We start from the raw sequence: 17,852 nt of genomic DNA, 5'->3' as shown, positions 1-17,852 counted from the left end.
CGTAGATAAAACCACAGAATCGAAGATAAATCTAATCTTTTGTTACTTCCTGGCAATTTTATGTGCTTTTTCCGTATTGGCAAAATGCTTCTTTGTGATAGATGTTAAAAACTCACTGCCTTTTTTCTGAATGATCTTTGCTGCTGCAATATCTACTTGTGCACCAGCACCTTTTGGAATAATTACTCCAGCTTTTTGGGATAACTTATCAAATTCCTGAATAAATGAATAGCGTGCGATAATGGAGGCAGCTGCAACCGCAAGATGAATACCTTCTGCTTTAGTTGAGAAATAGATATTTTCTTTATATACTTTTTTTCCTTGAAGATGTCTAAAATAAACACCAGGTTCTGCAAACTGATCAATTAACAGGCCATCAGGCTTTTCAGGTTCAATTTTCTTGAGTAAATGATTAATAGCCTGGTTATGTAAAAGTGCCTTTATTTTTCCTTGTGACATTCCTTGTTGTTGAAGTTCATTATATTTTTCATTATGTAAAACAAGCAGGCTATAAGGAATGGTTTGAATCAAATCTTTTGCGATTTCACAAATCTGAGGATCTTTTAGATTCTTCGAGTCTTTCACACCTAATTCTTTTAAAAGGTCAATTTGATTACTCTTAACATATGCTGCAACGACTGTTATCGGTCCAAAAAAATCTCCTGTACCAACTTCATCAGATCCAAGGATAGACAAGCTTGATATATTTGCTGGTGGTTGATAACCACTTGGTGCTTTTGCTAAAGAAGGCTGCTTTTTTATTGTTGGCGCAGCAGTTCCCCAATGTGCTGCCTCAGCTTCTGCAGAATTTCCCTGAAAAAGTACTTTTCCTGATTTGTATGCGGTAATTGTACATCCATTGACTTTGGCAGAAAAAACTGCTCCAGGTGGGGCTTTTTCTATTTTATTTTTGTTATAATAACTTTCCATTTTGTTGATTTGTTCAGGCCCTGCTTTTATAACGGAATTTGCCAATTTTTACACCCTTTCATAATAAAAACTTTCGATTACTTGTTCGCTTATGTACCAAAAATTGTCCTTCTTCCCATATGATAAAGCTTCATGTTATGATAGAAATTAGGATTTGCAGGAAATGGAGGATTTTTCGTTGTCAAAACGTCCTAAGTCTAAAACAACAGTAGATATATATGGTCAGCAATTTTCAATTATTGGTTCTGAGAGCACAAGCCATATTCGAGCTGTTGCTGCAATAGTTGATGATAAAATGAGAGAGATTAATAGTAAAAATCCATCTCTTGATATAAATAAATTGGCAGTGTTAACAGCTGTTAATGTTGTACATGACTATTTAAAGCTGAAAGAAGAGTATGAAAAACTAGAGAAACAATTACTTGAAAAGGATTGAAGTTGAAAATATGCTGGATTTTGTTTTATTTATAATTCTATTATTCGGAATATTGGTCGGTTTAAAACGTGGGTTTATTCTACAGTTTATCCATTTAACCGGATTTATCATTTCCTATATTGTAGCATACCAATATTTTGATGATCTTGCACCTAAATTAAAGTTATGGGTTCCTTATCCGGTATCAGGGGAAGGCCCACCGATTCTAACCTTACTCAGTGGTGATGACCTGGAGGGTGCCTATTATCGAGCAGTTGCATTTGTACTATTATTCATCGGGACTAAAATTGTTATGCAAATCATTGGATCAATGCTGGATTTTGTAGCACTTCTCCCAATTATAAAGCAATTAAATAGGGCGGCTGGATCTATACTTGGATTTTTAGAATCATATCTTATTTTATTCATTGTCCTATTTATTGCAGCACTTATTCCAATGGAACAAATTCAAACTGCTTTAGACCAATCGGTGTTAGCAAACTTAATTGTGAACCATACTCCTTATTTCTCTGATAAAGTAAATGAACTTTGGATTCAATATATGTCTTAAAAGAGGCTGACTTAAAGAGGGTAATTCCTTCATTACTCATATATATTTTGACTACATCCAAGTTTTGTAGACAATATAGTGAGGGAGTGGGAGATACTCTTAGTTTAGGTCAGTCTCTTTTTAAGGCTATTGTGAGTAGAATGAAAGATTGTACTTTATCATAATTATTCTGTATCATTTTTATAGAAGGTGCTACATAAAGAGGTGGAACGAATGGAAATTCATAAAAAAGATGTGATTCGATTATTAGAAAAAATTGCTGTTTTAATGGAATTAAAAGGGGAAAATCCTTTTAAAATATCAGCGTTTCGCAAAGCTGCTAATGCTTTAGAAGCAGATGATAGAAGCTTAGCACTTATTGACGATTTTACGAAAATCTCAGGGATAGGAAAAGGGACTTCTGCCGTTATAAAAGAATTTATCGAGACGAATAAATCAGAAGTACTTGAGCAACTGCAGGAAGAAGTGCCTTCGGGATTACTCCCTTTATTAAAATTACCAGGTTTAGGTGGTAAGAAGATTGCTAAGCTATATAAAGAATTGCAGATCGATAGCGTTGAAGCGCTTAAATTAGCTTGTGAAGAAAATAAAATTCAAGGGTTAGCGGGATTTGGAAAAAAATCAGAAGAAAAGATTTTAGCTGCTATTGAAGAAATGGGAAGTCGTCCTGAACGCCTGCCAATTTCCTTTATGCTCCCGATTGCACAGGAAATAGAAGCATATCTTGAGCAATGTAAAAATATTGAGAGCTATTCCCGAGCCGGAAGCCTAAGACGTATGCGCGAAACAATTAAAGATCTTGATTTTATTATCTCAACAAATGAACCTCAAAAAGTTAGAGACCAGCTTTTGAACATACCAAATTTATCTGACGTTATCGCAAGTGGTGAAACAAAGGTGTCTGTCCAGCTTCAATATGATTATGAAGTAAGCGTAGACTTCAGGCTCGTTAAACCAGCGGAATTTGCAACTACTCTTCATCATTTCACAGGATCTAAGGACCATAATGTTAGAATGAGACAGCTAGCGAAGGAACGAGGAGAAAAAATCAGTGAATATGGCGTAGAAAACGTTGAAACAAATGAAATCAGAACGTTTGAAACGGAAGAGGAATTTTATCAGTATTTTAATCTTCCTCATTTTACACCGGAAATAAGGGAAGATGGAACAGAGGTAGATTCTTATCGTCATGACATGCAGCTTATTCGATTAGAGGACATAAAAGGAGATCTTCATATGCACTCTACGTGGAGTGATGGTGCTTTTACAATCAGGGAAATGGTGGAAGCATGCCGCAAAAAAGGGTATCGTTATATGGCCATTACCGATCACTCCCAATATTTAAAAGTAGCTAATGGACTAACACCTGAAAGAATAAGGGCTCAACGACAGGAAATTGATGCCCTAAACGAAGAGTATGATGATATGACAATTCTTGCTGGTATTGAGATGGATATTTTGCCCGATGCTTCATTAGATTATGATGATGAATTGCTGGCCGAGATGGATATTGTCATTGCCTCCATTCATTCAAGTTTTTCACAATCACAGGATGTGATTATGGAACGGTTAAAAACCGCGTTAAACAATCATCATGTCGATATCATTGCACATCCGACAGGTCGAATCATTGGCAAACGAAAAGGATATGATGTAGACATAGATTTGCTTATTCAACTTGCAAAGGAAACAGACACAGCATTAGAGTTAAACGCAAACCCGCATCGATTAGATTTGAGTGCAGAACATATCCGTAAGGCACAAGAAGCGGGTGTGAAAATCGTCATTAATACAGACGCACATAATATTGATATGTTGGAAGATATGGGTATTGGAATTTCTACTGCCAAAAAAGGCTGGATTGAACCGGATTCGGTTATTAATACATGGGACATAGATCAACTTAAAGCATTTTTAAACAGACACCATAAGGATTAGAAAACGATTGAACATTAAAATAATCATTTTAAAATTGAAGGTCTGTGTAATTTATTAGGAGGTAGTCCGAATTGCAGCAGAAAGTTTTACACGTACTGGAATATGAGAAAGTGAAAGAGCAGCTTATAAAGCATGCTTCGTCTTCTTTGGGTAAAGAAAAGGTGAAAGTGCTCGTGCCTTCTAGTGAGTATGAAGAAGTGGCTGTAGCTCAGGAGCAAACAGATGAGGCTGCTAAAGTACTTCGATTAAAAGGGAATATCCCACTAGGAGGACTTGTTGATATAAGAGCAACGGTTAAACGGGCAAGAATTGGTGGAATGCTCAGTTCGGTTGAGCTTATTGAAGTAGCAGGCACATTATATGCAGGCAGACAAATGAAACGTTTTATAGAAAAGATGGTTGAGGAAGAAATTGAGTTATCTCATTTGCCGATACTTGCTGAGCAAATTGTTGTGATTCATGACCTGGAGCGAAGGATCTCCGAATGTATAGATGATAATGGTTATGTATTAGATAGTGCAAGTGAAACATTGAAGGGTATTCGACAGCAGCTTAGAACAACAGAGGCAAGAGTAAGAGATAAATTAGAATCTATGATTCGATCTTCCAATGCATCTAAAATGCTCTCTGATGCAATTATTACGATTAGAAATGATCGGTTTGTCCTGCCTGTTAAACAGGAGTACAGAGCATCGTACGGAGGGATTGTACATGATCAATCAAGTTCAGGGGCAACCCTTTTTATTGAACCTCAAGTGGTTGTTGATTTAAATAATACGCTTCAACAAGCTAAAGTAAAAGAAAAGGTAGAAATCGATAGAATCCTAACAAAACTATCAAATGAAGTCGCCGAAAATAGCGATGATCTATTGCACAATGTAGATTGTTTGGCTGATATGGACTTTATGTTCACAAAGGCAAAGTACGCAAAACAAATAAAAGGGATAAAGCCAATAGTAAATCAAGATGGTGTTGTTCGCTTGTTAAAAGCAAGACACCCGCTATTACCTGAAAATGAAGTTGTGCCTAATGATATAGAATTAGGAACTGACTTTACAACAATCGTCATTACAGGACCAAATACCGGTGGTAAAACAGTTGCCCTTAAAACACTTGGATTATGTACTTTAATGGCTCAATCAGGTTTACATATACCAGCTCTTGATGGTTCAGAAGTTGCAGTTTTCAAGGCGGTTTATGCTGATATTGGAGATGAACAATCAATTGAACAAAGCTTAAGTACGTTTTCATCACATATGGTTAATATAGTCGATATTCTTCATAAAGTAGATGATCAATCTCTAGTGTTATTTGACGAGCTTGGAGCCGGAACAGATCCTCAAGAAGGGGCTGCCCTCGCCATCTCCATATTAGATGAAGTTTACCACCGTGGAGCAAGAGTTGTTGCAACAACTCATTATCCTGAGCTTAAAGCATATGGGTATAACCGGGATGGTGTCATTAATGCAAGTGTGGAGTTTGATATCTCAACACTAAGTCCAACCTATAAGCTCTTAATAGGTGTACCAGGGCGAAGTAATGCTTTTGAAATTTCGAAACGGCTTGGATTACAAGAGAATGTTATCAGAATGGCAAGATCACAAATGAGTGCTGAAAGCAATGAAGTAGACACGATGATTGCTTCATTAGAAACGAGCAAGAAAACAGCTGAAATTGAATTAACTGAAGCAGAGAATTTCCGACATGAGGCAGAAAAGCTTCACAAGGAGCTTCAAAGGCAAATCATTGAATTTAACGAACAGCGTGATGCACTATTTGAACAAGCGGAAAGAAAGGCTTCAGAGAAGTTAGAAGAAGCAAATCGTGAAGCGGAAAGTATAATAAGGGATTTAAGGAAACTTCGAAAAGAGCAGCATGCACAAGTAAAAGAGCATGAATTAATTGATGCGAAAAAACGCCTTGAAGAGGCACAGCCCGTATTTGAAAAAACAAAAAAGGTTGAAAAGAAACAGCCTGTAAAGCAAGAGTTTCTGCCTGGTGATGAAGTAAAAGTCGTTAGTTTTGATCAAAAGGGCCATTTGGTTGAAAAAGTTAATGATCAGGAGTGGCAGGTTCAATTAGGGATCTTAAAAATGAAAGTAAAAGAAAAAGATCTTGAATATATTAAAAGACCAAAGCAGCAGGTCCAAGAAAAGCCGTTAGCATCTGTTAAAGGGAAGGATTATCACGTATCTTTGGAATTAGATTTACGTGGGGAACGGTTTGAAAATGCATTACTAAGAGTTGAGAAATACTTAGATGATGCTGTTTTAGCAGGATATCCAAGGGTTTCGATTATTCATGGTAAAGGTACAGGAGCACTTCGAACAGGTGTAAAAGAAATGTTGAAAAATCATCGCAGTGTCAAAAATACTCGCTTTGGGGAAGCGAGTGAAGGTGGAACAGGCGTCACAATTGTAGAACTTAAATAGTGGGGGGGAAAAGAGCGTGAGTACATTTTGGGAGAATGATTGGGTTCAAATTGCTGCCTACTATAGTGTTGTAGTTCTTAGTATCATTTTATTTTTAACTATTTTTGAACTTGTCACAAAATATAAAAACTGGGATGAAATCCAAAATGGTAACTTAGCTGTTGCAATGGCAACAGGAGGGAAAATCTTTGGAATTGCAAATATCTTTCGATTTTCTATTCACCAACATGAAAGTCTATTAGAAATGTTGGGCTCTGGAGTTTATGGGTTTGTGTTACTTTTGTTGGGCTATTTCATTTATGAATTTATGACACCGAAGTTCCGGATTGATGATGAAATTCAGAAAGACAACCGTGCAGTTGGATTTATTTCACTTGTTATTTCTGTTGGATTATCCTTTGTCATTGGTGAGGCCTTATAAGGAGAGTGTAGAGTGGAGACGTTGGCAAAAGTAATGTTTGGTTTATGCGGGTTATTTGTTTTAATTGGGGTCATATATCTTGCTTTCTTTTAAATACAGAGGGTCTGATTCACTATATCGGGCCCTTTTTATTATTTTTTATTTCTGAAAACAAAAAAAACTGATATACTTTTTTATAAGAGTGAAAAAATGATTGGTTTTTCAGGTTTATAAGTATGTCCTCTTCTTATCCCTTTCTACCCATTCTGTCATTTTATATTTCCCCCAAAAGGAGGAGAAAAAATGGAAAGTCAAAAACCTTGGTTAAATCTTTACCCGGCAGAAATCCCTCATGTTATGAATAGTGATGAAAAACCGCTGTACTATTATTTAGAACAATCTGCTCTGGAATTTCCATCTCAAATCGCCATCCATTTCTTAGGTAAAGAAATCACGTATTCAGACCTTTATGAGCAGTCTTTAAAAATGGCTAACTATCTACAGTCACTAGGCTTACAAAAGGGTGAAAGAGTTTCAATCATGTTGCCAAATTGTCCTCAAGCAGTGATTTCCTACTATGGAGTCTTATTAGCTGGAGGAATCGTCGTCCAAACAAACCCACTATATATGGAAAGAGAGCTTGAGTATCAACTAAAAGATAGCGAGTCCACATTTATCATAACCCTTGATCTTTTATATCCGAGAGTCTCTAAAATGAAAGCGTTAACAAACATAAAGCATATTATTGTTACAGGAATAAAAGACTACCTGCCATTTCCTAAAAATCTTATCTATCCATTTATACAAAAAAAACAAAATCAGATGGTTGTTAAAGTTGAACATCAGGGCTTTACGCATTTATTTCAAAAAATTATGGAATCAGCTGAACCGACAGTTGAAGAATATAAATACAATCCTTCTGAAGATATTGCACTCCTTCAATATACAGGAGGGACTACTGGTTTTCCGAAGGGAGTCATGTTATCACATGACAACATCGCACTAAATACAAAAATGTGTTCTGCTTGGATGTATAAATCGAAACGAGGAAAAGAATCAATTTTAGGAATTATTCCTTTCTTCCACGTTTATGGAATGACGACTGTGATGAATTTGTCAGTTATGCAAGGATATAAAATGATTCTATTACCTAAATTTGATCCAACAGACACATTAAAAACGATCGATAAATTGAAACCAACGTTATTTCCAGGAGCTCCAACCATTTATATTGCGCTATTAAATCATCCTGATTTGCAAAAATATAATTTATCTTCTATTGAATGCTGTATAAGTGGTTCAGCGCCATTGCCAGCTGAGGTACAAGAGAAGTTTGAGCGTGTTACAGGTGGTAAACTTGTAGAAGGCTATGGGTTATCTGAGGCATCTCCTGTTACACATGCAAATTTTATTTGGGAAAAAAGAAAAAAGGGAAGTGTAGGAGTTCCGTGGCCAAGTACAGATGCTGTTATTCTGTCATATGAACATGGGGGAATAGCTGAACCAAATGAACTTGGTGAAATAGCGGTACGAGGTCCACAAGTTATGCTTGGGTATTGGAATAAAAAAGAAGAAACAGAAGTTACAATGAAAGATGATTGGCTTCTGACCGGTGATATTGGTTACATGGATGAAGAAGGCTACTTTTATATTGTAGATCGCAAAAAAGATATGATTATTGCTGGTGGATTTAATATTTATCCACGCGAAATCGAAGAGGTCCTCTACGAGCATGAAAAAGTTAAAGAGGTTGTTGTAGCTGGAATCCCTGACCCTTACAGGGGGGAAACTGTAAAAGCTTTTATTGTATTAAAAGAAAACCAACAGGCTACAACCGAAGAATTTAATGAATATGCCCGCACACATTTGGCAGCATATAAAGTACCACATATTTATGAATTTAGAGATGAATTACCAAAGACAGCTGTGGGGAAAATATTAAGACGTGCATTAATTGAAGAAGAAAAATTAAAAAACGCCAATTGAATGGGGAATTTGGAGAGACTTTATTGTCTCTCCAAATGTTGTAGTACCAGGGGACAAAAAATAGAAAGATGAGGGCTTGACAGAAAAGAAATGAAATTTTATGATTGATTTATGAATGATTATTCATTCATAAATTGAAAGGGAGTCGAACATTACATTGAAACAGAAAAAGCCTAAATATATACAAATCATCGATGCAGCAGTTATTGTTATTGCAGAAAATGGCTATCACCAAGCACAGGTATCAAAAATAGCCAAGCAAGCTGGAGTAGCAGATGGGACAATCTACTTATACTTTAAAAACAAAGAAGATATTTTAGTTTCTCTTTTTGAAGAAAAAATGGGAGTCTTTATTGAAAAAATAGAAGAAGAGATAAAAAGCAAAACAAATGCAGCGGATAAACTATATTCGTTAATTGATAAGCACTTTACCTTATTATCAGAAGATCATCATTTGGCAATTGTTACACAGTTGGAATTAAGGCAATCAAACAAAGATTTACGTCTTCGGATAAATGAGGTGTTAAAAGGATACTTAAACGTAGTAGATAAAATTATAAGTGAAGGTAAAGAGAATCGCGAGTTAAGAGAAGAGATTGATGTAAGGCTTGCAAGGCAAATGATTTTCGGAACCATTGATGAAACAGTTACTACGTGGGTAATGAATGATCAAAAATATAAGTTAACAGATCAAACAAAAAAAGTTCATGATTTATTTGTTTACGGTTTAGTCAATAGAGGAGAGCATTAAGTAATTTTTAGACTGAAAATGAAATACATTTTAGTATGTATGTAGAAGCAAGGAGGAAACATATGAAGTATTTTCATGTTAAAAAAGAGAACCTGGTTGCAATAATAACCATTAATCACGAACCGGCAAATGCATTATCATCACATGTATTGAAAGAGTTTTCTTCTTTATTAGACGATATCCTTGAAGCAAATGATGTTAGAGCAATCATTCTCCATGGTGAGGGAAGGTTTTTCTCTGCTGGTGCAGACATAAAAGAATTTGTAGAAGTAGCTAAAGGAGACGGAGGGTTCTCACAACTAGCTGAAGCAGGGCAGCAATTATTTGAACGTATTGAAAATTTTCCAATCCCGATTATTGCGGCTATTCATGGAGCTGCATTAGGTGGGGGACTTGAGTTAGCCATGTCTTGTCATCTCCGTCTTGTAGCTGAAGATGCAAAGCTTGGCCTTCCAGAGCTACAGCTCGGAATTATTCCCGGTTTTGGAGGCACACAGCGCTTACCAAAATATATAGGAACTGGCCGTGCCTTGGAAATGATGCTTACAAGTGAACCAATTTCCGGATTAGAGGCTGTTAAACTGGGCCTTGCCAATCATGCATATCCTCTGGAAAAACTTCTGGAGGAAGCGAAACGTTTAGCAGAGAAGTTCGCTGCTAAAAGCCCAGGGTCTGTGGAGGCTGTCATATCTTTATTACATTCTTCTAAGACATTAACCTATCAAGAAGGAATGGATCTTGAAGCAAAACTTTTTGGAGAGCTTTTTAAAAGTGAGGATGCAAAAGAGGGGATTTCCGCTTTTATTGAAAAAAGAAAGCCAATTTTCAAAGGTAACTAAATGATAAGCTAAACTATGTTACGTACAATGGGGGATGGGAAAATGAATATTTTTGTCATGATGAAAAGAACCTTTGATACAGAAGAGAAAATTTCCGTTAATAACGGGGCAATTAGCGATGATGGTGCGGAATTTATTATCAACCCTTATGATGAATATGCAATTGAAGAAGCTATCCAATTACGTGACAAAAATGGAGGAGAAGTAACTGTTATTACAATAGGCGGAGAGGAATCTGATAAAGAATTAAGAACCGCATTAGCTATGGGGTGTGACAAAGCGGTACTAATTAATACAGAAGACGATCTAGAAGACGGTGATCAATACACAACTTCAAGAATTTTAGCTGAGTATTTTAAAGAACAAGAAGTCGATATTATTTTGGGCGGTAATGTTGCCATTGATGGAGGAAGTGGTCAAGTAGGTCCACGATTAGCAGAACTACTTAATATAGCTTATGTAACAACAATTACAAAGCTTGATATTCAAGGAGAAAAAGCAATTGTTGTTCGTGATGTGGAAGGAGATACTGAAGTAATTGAAACCACCTTGCCTTTACTAGTAACTGCTCAACAAGGTTTAAATGAACCGCGCTATCCATCATTGCCAGGAATCATGAAGGCAAAGAAAAAGCCGCTGGATGAATTGGAAATTGATGACCTTGATTTATCTGAAGATGACGTGAAACCAAAAACAAAGACAATTGAAATTTATTTACCACCTAAAAAAGAAGCTGGAAAAGTATTAGAGGGTGAATTGGAAGCTCAAGTAAAAGAGCTCGTATCCTTATTAAGAAATGAAGCAAAAGTCATCTAAGACACTCAAGGGAAAGGTGAAGGTTCAAATTACGAGTCAGGGGGAAAAAAGGATGGCAAGAAAAGTGCTAGTTTTAGGTGAGGTTCGTGATCAACAGTTAAGAAATGTATCGTTTGAAGCAATTGCAGCCGCTAAAACAATATCAGAGGGTGGAGAAGTTGTCGCAATTTTATTAGGGGAAAGTGTAGCTTCATTATCTTCTGAACTATTCCACTACGGTGCTGATCGTGTGGTGACCGTAGAAAATGAAAAGCTGCTGCACTATACCCCAGATGGTTATTCACAGGCCCTCCTATCAGTAATTGAAGAAGAGAAGCCTGAAGGAATTGTAATTGGTCATACTTCATTAGGAAAAGATTTGTCTCCAAAGATAGCTGCCAAACTAAACTCCGGATTAGTCTCAGATGCAACAGCGATTGAAGTAGCTGGAGGTAATATAGTCTTTACACGTCCAATTTATTCTGGAAAAGCTTTTGAAAAGAAAATTGTAACGGATGGGATGATTTTTGTCACAATACGTCCAAATAACATTAATCCACTTGAAAAGGATGAAGCAAGAAGTGGTGAAACCTCCTCACTTTCTGTTGAGATAAAAGATTTAAGAACAATCGTGAAAGAAGTTGTTCGGAAAGCATCAGAAGGTGTGGATCTTTCAGAGGCAAAGGTAGTCATTGCCGGTGGACGTGGTGTAAAAAGTGAAGAAGGTTTTGAACCATTAAAGGAATTAGCAAGTGTGCTTGGTGGAGCCGTAGGGGCTTCTCGTGGAGCATGTGACGCAGATTACTGTGACTATTCACTGCAGATTGGTCAAACAGGTAAAGTTGTCACACCAGATTTATATATTGCGTGTGGAATTTCCGGAGCAATTCAGCACTTAGCAGGAATGTCCAATTCAAAAGTTATTGTAGCGATTAATAAGGATCCAGAGGCAAATATTTTCAAAGTTGCCGATTACGGGATTGTCGGTGATTTATTCGAGGTTGTGCCTTTACTAACGGAGGAGTTCAGGAAATTAAACATTCATGCATAAAATAAAAAAAGCACGTAGCTTTGCGTGCTTTTTCTATTGCTTTGAAATAAAAAAACAAAGTATCTTGAGTTCATATTTGCTTCACAGGACTGAAAAAAACATGTTTTTCTTCATGGTACATAGGGGAAAGTAAGAAAGAAGCAAATTATTAGCTTACTTTTCAGCTGAATGCTATACTTTAAACATATTTTACCCTTACTAATTAGGAGGAATTACAAATGGCAATTACAAATGTAACAGATCAAACATTTTCAGGTGAAACGAACGAAGGTGTCGTATTAGTCGATTTTTGGGCACCATGGTGTGGACCATGTAAAATGATTGCTCCAGTTCTTGAAGAACTTGATTCAGATATGGGAGATAAAGTGAAAATCGTAAAAGTTGATGTTGATGAAAACCAGGAAACTGCTGGGAAATTCGGTGTAATGAGCATTCCAACTTTACTAGTATTAAAAGATGGCGAAGTTGTTGATAAAGCTGTTGGATATCAACCGAAAGAAGCGCTTGCTGAAGTATTAAACAAGCATATCTAATTCAAAGGGATTGACACTCGTCAATCCTTTTTCAATGAAATTATTTACAACGACGAATTGTAGAGAACATGTTAAAATAAATTATATTTTATTTATAGGCAGTAATTCGCTATTTTAATTATTGGATTAAAGTAGGGGATTACTGCCTATCTAATCGTTAGCGAAATAGTAAAAGGGGAGTGTCTGCTAATGAGAGATCACATTAAAGAAAAGCTTGCACTTCTTCCAGATCAACCAGGCTGTTATATTATGAAGGACCGTCAAGGGACAGTCATATATGTCGGGAAGGCAAAAGTGCTCAAAAATCGTGTGCGTTCTTATTTTACCGGATCTCATGATGGGAAAACATTAAGGCTTGTAAATGAAATCGTTGATTTTGAATATATCATTACATCTTCTAATTTAGAGGCTTTAATTCTTGAATTAAATTTAATTAAAAAATACGATCCTAAATATAATGTCATGCTAAAAGATGATAAAACCTATCCGTTTATTAAAATTACGAATGAGCGGCACCCACGTCTTTTAGTCACAAGACAAGTAAAAAAAGATAAAGGAAAGTACTTTGGACCATATCCGAATGTTCAATCTGCACGAGAGACAATTAAACTTTTAGACCGTTTATATCCGTTAAGAAAATGTTCGACTCTTCCTGATCGAGTATGCCTTTATTACCATATGGGTCAATGTTTAGCACCATGTGTTAATGATGTTTCAGAAGATACGAACAGACAAATGGTAGAGGAAATTGCCAAATTTCTTAATGGTGGCTATAAAAGCATTAAAGAGGGATTGTCAGTCAAGATGAACAAAGCAGCTGAAGAACTTGAATTTGAGCGGGCAAAGGAGTTTAGGGATCAGATTCTTCACATCGAAGCAACAATGGAAAAACAAAAAATGACGTTAAATGATTTTGTGGACAGGGATGTTTTTGGGTATGCTTATGATAAAGGATGGATGTGTGTTCAAGTCTTTTTTATTCGCCAGGGAAAATTGATAGAACGAGATGTATCGATGTTTCCAATATATGATAGCCCTGAGGAAGAATTCTTGACATATTTAGGTCAATTTTATTCTAAATCAAATCATTTCCTTCCTAAGGAAATTCTGTTGCCAGATAGCATTGAATTTGACTTAGTTGAGCAGCTTTTGGATGTTTCAACACTTCAGCCTAAGCGAGGTAAAAAGAAAGATTTGATTCTTTTAGCACATCAAAATGCAAAAATTGCCCTAAAAGAGAAATTCCTATTAATTGATAGAGATGAAGAACGAACAATTAAGGCGGTTGAAAATTTAGGAGATAAACTTGGTATCCATACACCACATCGAATAGAGGCTTTTGATAATTCAAATATTCAAGGAACGGATCCTGTGTCAGCTATGGTTGTTTTTGAAGATGGGAAGCCTGCCAAAAAACATTATCGAAAATATAAAATAAGGGATGTACAAGGACCGGATGATTATGATTCAATGCGCGAGGTAGTGAGAAGACGATACAGCCGTGTCCTAAAAGAACAGCTTCCTTTGCCGGATCTCATTATTATTGATGGAGGTAAAGGACATTTATCTGCCGCTCAAGATGTGTTAGAAAATGAGCTGGGCTTGGATATCCCTGTTGCAGGTCTAGTAAAAGATGATAAGCATCGAACTTCAGAGCTTATTATCGGATCACCTCCGGAATTTATTCAGCTTGAGAGAAACAGCCAAGAATTCTACTTACTTCAGAGAATTCAGGATGAAGTACACCGATTTGCCATTACCTTTCATCGTCAACTCCGAGGGAAAAATGCGTTTCAATCCATATTGGATGATATACCTGGTGTTGGTGAACAAAGAAAAAAAGTATTACTAAAGCATTTCGGATCCGTAAAAAAAATGAAGGAAGCAAATGTGGATGATTTTAAAAAAGCTGGTATGCCGGATAACATTGCTAAAACGATCTACGACCATCTGCACAAAGAGAGTTAGGAAAAATATAGTCTTGCCTTTTGAAAGAATGTTTGATAAGATTTGATTAATTTGATATTGATCGTTAGTTTGTAAATGATGGTAGAGGTGCGACCATTAAGAGTAGCCAGTTTGAGGGAAAATGGATTCCGATGACAGCTGGTGAAAGGAATGTTCGCCGAAGTGATAATTGCACCATTTGCTTTTATTGCTGGTTTTACATTTAATAGATGTAAAATTGTCAAGAAATGATATGTTCTTGGAGAGCTATCTCATTGTATAAACGAAATTATTCGTTTAATTCGCAATGGGATGTTTTATGTCTCATTGCTTTTTTTTGTTATTTGCAATGATAAAAAACATCTCTAGTATCCAATTCTTGCTCATTTATTAACGGCATATGTCTAATACAGATAAAACGATCATTGAAAAAAACAACTGAAAGGTGAGATTGCATTGGGTATTATCGTACAAAAATTTGGCGGTACTTCTGTTGGTTCTGTTGACAGAATATTAAATGTTGCCAACCGTGTTATTCAGGAAAAAGAAGCTGGAAATGATGTAGTAGTTGTTGTTTCTGCGATGGGAAAATCTACAGATGAGTTAGTGAGTCTGGCGGCACAATTGACTTCTAAGCCAAGTAAGCGTGAAATGGATATGCTGTTAACAACTGGGGAACAAGTCACAATTTCATTGTTATCCATGGCTTTAATTGAAAAAGGATATGATGCTATTTCTTTTACAGGATGGCAGGCTGGTATTGAAACAGAAGCAACACATGGAAATGCCAGAATTACTAACATTAAAACTGAGCAACTAAAAAATGAATTAGGTAAAGGTAAAATTGTCGTTGTTGCAGGGTTTCAAGGACTATCAAGTGATCAACAAATTACCACTTTAGGTAGAGGTGGATCTGATACAACAGCCGTTGCTCTGGCTGCAGCCTTAGGTGCTGAAAAGTGCGATATTTATACAGATGTAACAGGTGTATATACCACAGACCCGCGTTTTGTAAAAGGAGCTAGAAAATTAGATGCTATTTCCTATGATGAGATGTTGGAATTAGCTAATTTGGGAGCCGGCGTTTTACACCCGCGAGCCGTTGAATTTGCGAAAAATTATAATGTGCCTCTAGAGGTAAGATCAAGTATGGAAAATGAGCGTGGGACAATGATCGAGGAGGAAACAGAGATGGAACAAAATTTAGTTGTTAGAGGAATTGCGTTTGAAGATCAAGTGACGAGAGTGTCGGTAATTGGGTTACCGAATGAATTAACGACATTGTCTACAATCTTTACGACATTAGCTAAAAATAATGTGAATGTTGATATTATCATCCAAAACACAACAAGTGATAATAAAACAACAATATCATTTTCAGTTAAAACAGGTGATTTAGAGGATACACTGCAAGTTTTAGAACAACATAAGAATGAGCTTAAATTCGAGCGCATCGAATCTGAAAGTGGCCTGGCAAAAGTGTCAATTGTTGGGTCAGGAATGGTTTCAAATCCAGGAGTAGCTGCAGAAATGTTTGATGTATTAGCTAAAGAAAGCATTGAGGTGAAAATGGTTAGTACATCTGAAATTAAAGTATCAACCGTTATTTCCCAGGAACACATGGTATCGGCTGTTGATATTCTTCATACTGCGTTTGAATTATCAAAAACAACTGCAAGAGTATAATTTTTCAAGATAAAAAGGGGGATTTCCCCCCTTATAACTATCTTTGACTTCTTTTTCCTAATGGAGATTCTTCGATTGCATCCTTATGATCCCACTTTACAGTAAACACGACTTTATTTGCGCGTTTTTTCACTTGCTCATAGGTTTCGGTAATATGATTGTTCATCATTTGTAGTTGCTCAGCAATAAATCCTGCCTCTAATTGGAATGTAAATTCATTGGCTTTTTTAAAACGGATTGAAATAAGGTCGCCGCTTAATTCAAATTCCATTTCGTTTTTTTTGTTATGAAGTAAAACTAGGTTTCCCCAACCGGCTACCTCAAAGAAATTGGTAAGTTCATCTAGTGAAGTTACAGGATATTTTCGTGCCAAGCCTTTTCCGGCCCAATAAAGCATTTGAGGAAAGTCTTGACCGAGCAAATCGGGAATTAACACTTCCCGTAATAATTCAAATCCAAAAGCCGGTAATTGAATATGTTCTAATTCATCGGTATTAAGTACAACAGTTTGTTTGTTCACGGTATTCCCCTCTTTCTCATTAATATTATATATCAACACAACAGTTAAACACATGTAATATTAAGCAAAACTGATAACATCGTTCAAATGTTCTATACAATTACCTAAATTTTTTAAATAAACTACTAAAGTTGGTTATTAAAATTTAATGTATATTGATAAAATAAAATATGAAGGAATATAGTTGTCGAAAAATTGTAATTTATGAACGCGTTTTCTTGACGCTCTTTCTTTAAGGGAGTAAAATGTACTTGTTGCATTTATCTTAATTAATCAGACAGATAATTTTATAGACTGTCAGTTTCATACTAGTAATATTTACTAATCTTAATAGATGACTAATATTACGAAAAGTAAATTTTAGTAGGAAAGGATTAATTTAGATAAAAAAAAAGTTTATTACAAAGTGAGCGCATAATTGATACTAGGGGGTAAGTTTTTATGGCTGGAAACCGAGAGTTTATTAATCGTAGACTGCACTCATTACTAGGAGTCATTCCGGTAGGGATCTTTTTGATCCAACATCTTATTGTCAATCATTTTGCCACAAGAGGTGCAGAGGCTTTTAACCAAGCTGCACATTTTATGGAGATGTTGCCATTTAGGTATGTGTTAGAGATCGTCATTATTTTCCTTCCAATTTTATACCATGCTATTTACGGAGTTTATATTGCTTTTACTGCAAAAAACAATGTAAGTAATTACGGTTATCTTCGAAATTGGTTGTTCATGCTACAGCGTGTTACAGGGATTATTACGTTTATCTTTATCGCTTGGCATGTTTGGGAAACAAGAATTGCAGCAGCACTTGGAGCAGAAGTGAATTATGATATGATGGCTTCTATTTTAAGTAGTCCGTTTATGCTTGTGTTCTATTTAGTAGGTGTCATTTCAACAGTATTCCACTTTGCTAATGGTTTATGGTCATTTGCAGTAAGCTGGGGAATTACCGTTACTCCTCGCTCACAAGTCATATCCACATATGTGACGCTGGCTATCTTTTTAGCACTTTCATTTGTGGGTGTTCGCGCAATTTTTGCATTCGTCTAATCCAGTAC

16 protein-coding genes and 1 riboswitch are annotated in these 17,852 nt (G+C 36.1%); of the genes, 14 read left to right on the top strand and 2 right to left on the bottom strand.

The annotated features are described in order from the left end of the window. Positions 1-42: 42 nt before the first annotated feature. Entirely contained in the window at positions 43-975 is a 933-nt protein-coding gene (rnhC, locus tag HWV59_RS20245) for a ribonuclease HIII (RefSeq protein ID WP_175639875.1), read from the bottom strand. A 118-nt stretch (positions 976-1,093) separates the two neighbouring features. Between rnhC and zapA the strand changes: the two genes are divergently transcribed. From zapA to HWV59_RS20180, 13 genes are all read left to right on the top strand, one after another. After that, positions 1,094-1,366, top strand: coding sequence for a cell division protein ZapA (gene zapA, locus HWV59_RS20240; protein WP_407941598.1), 273 nt, complete (start codon positions 1,094-1,096; stop codon positions 1,364-1,366). A 10-nt stretch (positions 1,367-1,376) separates the two neighbouring features. Next, positions 1,377-1,916: a CvpA family protein gene (locus HWV59_RS20235; protein ID WP_102230836.1), complete on the top strand. Its 540-nt coding sequence runs from the start codon at positions 1,377-1,379 to the stop codon at positions 1,914-1,916. Positions 1,917-2,129: 213 nt separating this feature from the next. Then, entirely contained in the window at positions 2,130-3,854 is a 1,725-nt protein-coding gene (gene polX / locus HWV59_RS20230) for a DNA polymerase/3'-5' exonuclease PolX (protein ID WP_175639874.1), read from the top strand. A gap of 71 nt (positions 3,855-3,925) precedes the next feature. Then, the gene (locus HWV59_RS20225; protein ID WP_175639873.1) at positions 3,926-6,286 is read left to right on the top strand and encodes an endonuclease MutS2; all 2,361 of its coding nucleotides are present in this window, start codon (positions 3,926-3,928) and stop codon (positions 6,284-6,286) included. A 16-nt stretch (positions 6,287-6,302) separates the two neighbouring features. Next, positions 6,303-6,707: a DUF350 domain-containing protein gene (locus HWV59_RS20220; protein ID WP_102230738.1), complete on the top strand. Its 405-nt coding sequence runs from the start codon at positions 6,303-6,305 to the stop codon at positions 6,705-6,707. Positions 6,708-6,989: 282 nt separating this feature from the next. After that, entirely contained in the window at positions 6,990-8,672 is a 1,683-nt protein-coding gene (locus HWV59_RS20215) for an AMP-binding protein (protein WP_175639872.1), read from the top strand. Positions 8,673-8,829: 157 nt separating this feature from the next. Further along, entirely contained in the window at positions 8,830-9,423 is a 594-nt protein-coding gene (locus tag HWV59_RS20210) for a TetR/AcrR family transcriptional regulator (RefSeq protein ID WP_175639871.1), read from the top strand. Positions 9,424-9,485: 62 nt separating this feature from the next. Then, entirely contained in the window at positions 9,486-10,262 is a 777-nt protein-coding gene (locus HWV59_RS20205; protein ID WP_175639870.1) for an enoyl-CoA hydratase, read from the top strand. Between the two features lie 42 nt (positions 10,263-10,304). Then, entirely contained in the window at positions 10,305-11,078 is a 774-nt protein-coding gene (locus HWV59_RS20200; protein ID WP_175639869.1) for an electron transfer flavoprotein subunit beta/FixA family protein, read from the top strand. A gap of 52 nt (positions 11,079-11,130) precedes the next feature. Further along, positions 11,131-12,108: an electron transfer flavoprotein subunit alpha/FixB family protein gene (locus tag HWV59_RS20195; protein ID WP_175639868.1), complete on the top strand. Its 978-nt coding sequence runs from the start codon at positions 11,131-11,133 to the stop codon at positions 12,106-12,108. Positions 12,109-12,326: 218 nt separating this feature from the next. After that, positions 12,327-12,641, top strand: a complete 315-nt coding sequence (gene trxA, locus HWV59_RS20190; RefSeq protein WP_102230744.1) for a thioredoxin — start codon at positions 12,327-12,329, stop codon at positions 12,639-12,641. A 189-nt stretch (positions 12,642-12,830) separates the two neighbouring features. Further along, positions 12,831-14,609, top strand: coding sequence for an excinuclease ABC subunit UvrC (gene uvrC / locus HWV59_RS20185; RefSeq protein ID WP_175639867.1), 1,779 nt, complete (start codon positions 12,831-12,833; stop codon positions 14,607-14,609). A gap of 74 nt (positions 14,610-14,683) precedes the next feature. Then, positions 14,684-14,866, top strand: a riboswitch (Lysine riboswitch). Positions 14,867-15,044: 178 nt separating this feature from the next. Further along, entirely contained in the window at positions 15,045-16,274 is a 1,230-nt protein-coding gene (locus tag HWV59_RS20180) for an aspartate kinase (RefSeq protein WP_175639866.1), read from the top strand. Positions 16,275-16,311: 37 nt separating this feature from the next. On the opposite strand, the gene HWV59_RS20175 is transcribed toward HWV59_RS20180, so the two are convergent. Continuing rightward, positions 16,312-16,794 carry a YslB family protein gene (locus tag HWV59_RS20175; RefSeq protein ID WP_235991782.1) on the bottom strand — a complete coding sequence of 161 codons (483 nt, stop codon included), beginning with the start codon at positions 16,792-16,794 and terminating at the stop codon, positions 16,312-16,314. Between the two features lie 441 nt (positions 16,795-17,235). Between HWV59_RS20175 and HWV59_RS20170 the strand changes: the two genes are divergently transcribed. Next, on the top strand, positions 17,236-17,844 hold the full coding sequence (locus HWV59_RS20170; protein ID WP_102230748.1) for a succinate dehydrogenase cytochrome b558 subunit: 609 nt from the start codon (positions 17,236-17,238) through the stop codon (positions 17,842-17,844). The last annotated feature ends 8 nt before the right edge of the window (positions 17,845-17,852 follow it).

It is taken from the genome of Metabacillus schmidteae, from assembly GCF_903166545.1.
Classification (GTDB): domain Bacteria; phylum Bacillota; class Bacilli; order Bacillales; family Bacillaceae; genus Metabacillus; species Metabacillus schmidteae.
This window is presented reverse-complemented; position numbering and strand designations above follow the sequence as displayed.

Bases quoted from the DNA above. Each gene is read 5' to 3' on its own strand.
- zapA (WP_407941598.1), top strand. From the start codon at position 1,094: ATGGAGGATTTTTCGTTGTCAAAACGTCCTAAGTCTAAAACAACAGTA.
- HWV59_RS20235 (WP_102230836.1), top strand. From the start codon at position 1,377: ATGCTGGATTTTGTTTTATTTATAATTCTATTATTCGGAATATTGGTC.
- polX (WP_175639874.1), top strand. From the start codon at position 2,130: ATGGAAATTCATAAAAAAGATGTGATTCGATTATTAGAAAAAATTGCT.
- HWV59_RS20215 (WP_175639872.1), top strand. From the start codon at position 6,990: ATGGAAAGTCAAAAACCTTGGTTAAATCTTTACCCGGCAGAAATCCCT.
- HWV59_RS20205 (WP_175639870.1), top strand. From the start codon at position 9,486: ATGAAGTATTTTCATGTTAAAAAAGAGAACCTGGTTGCAATAATAACC.
- HWV59_RS20200 (WP_175639869.1), top strand. From the start codon at position 10,305: ATGAATATTTTTGTCATGATGAAAAGAACCTTTGATACAGAAGAGAAA.
- HWV59_RS20195 (WP_175639868.1), top strand. From the start codon at position 11,131: ATGGCAAGAAAAGTGCTAGTTTTAGGTGAGGTTCGTGATCAACAGTTA.
- trxA (WP_102230744.1), top strand. From the start codon at position 12,327: ATGGCAATTACAAATGTAACAGATCAAACATTTTCAGGTGAAACGAAC.
- uvrC (WP_175639867.1), top strand. From the start codon at position 12,831: ATGAGAGATCACATTAAAGAAAAGCTTGCACTTCTTCCAGATCAACCA.
- HWV59_RS20170 (WP_102230748.1), top strand. From the start codon at position 17,236: ATGGCTGGAAACCGAGAGTTTATTAATCGTAGACTGCACTCATTACTA.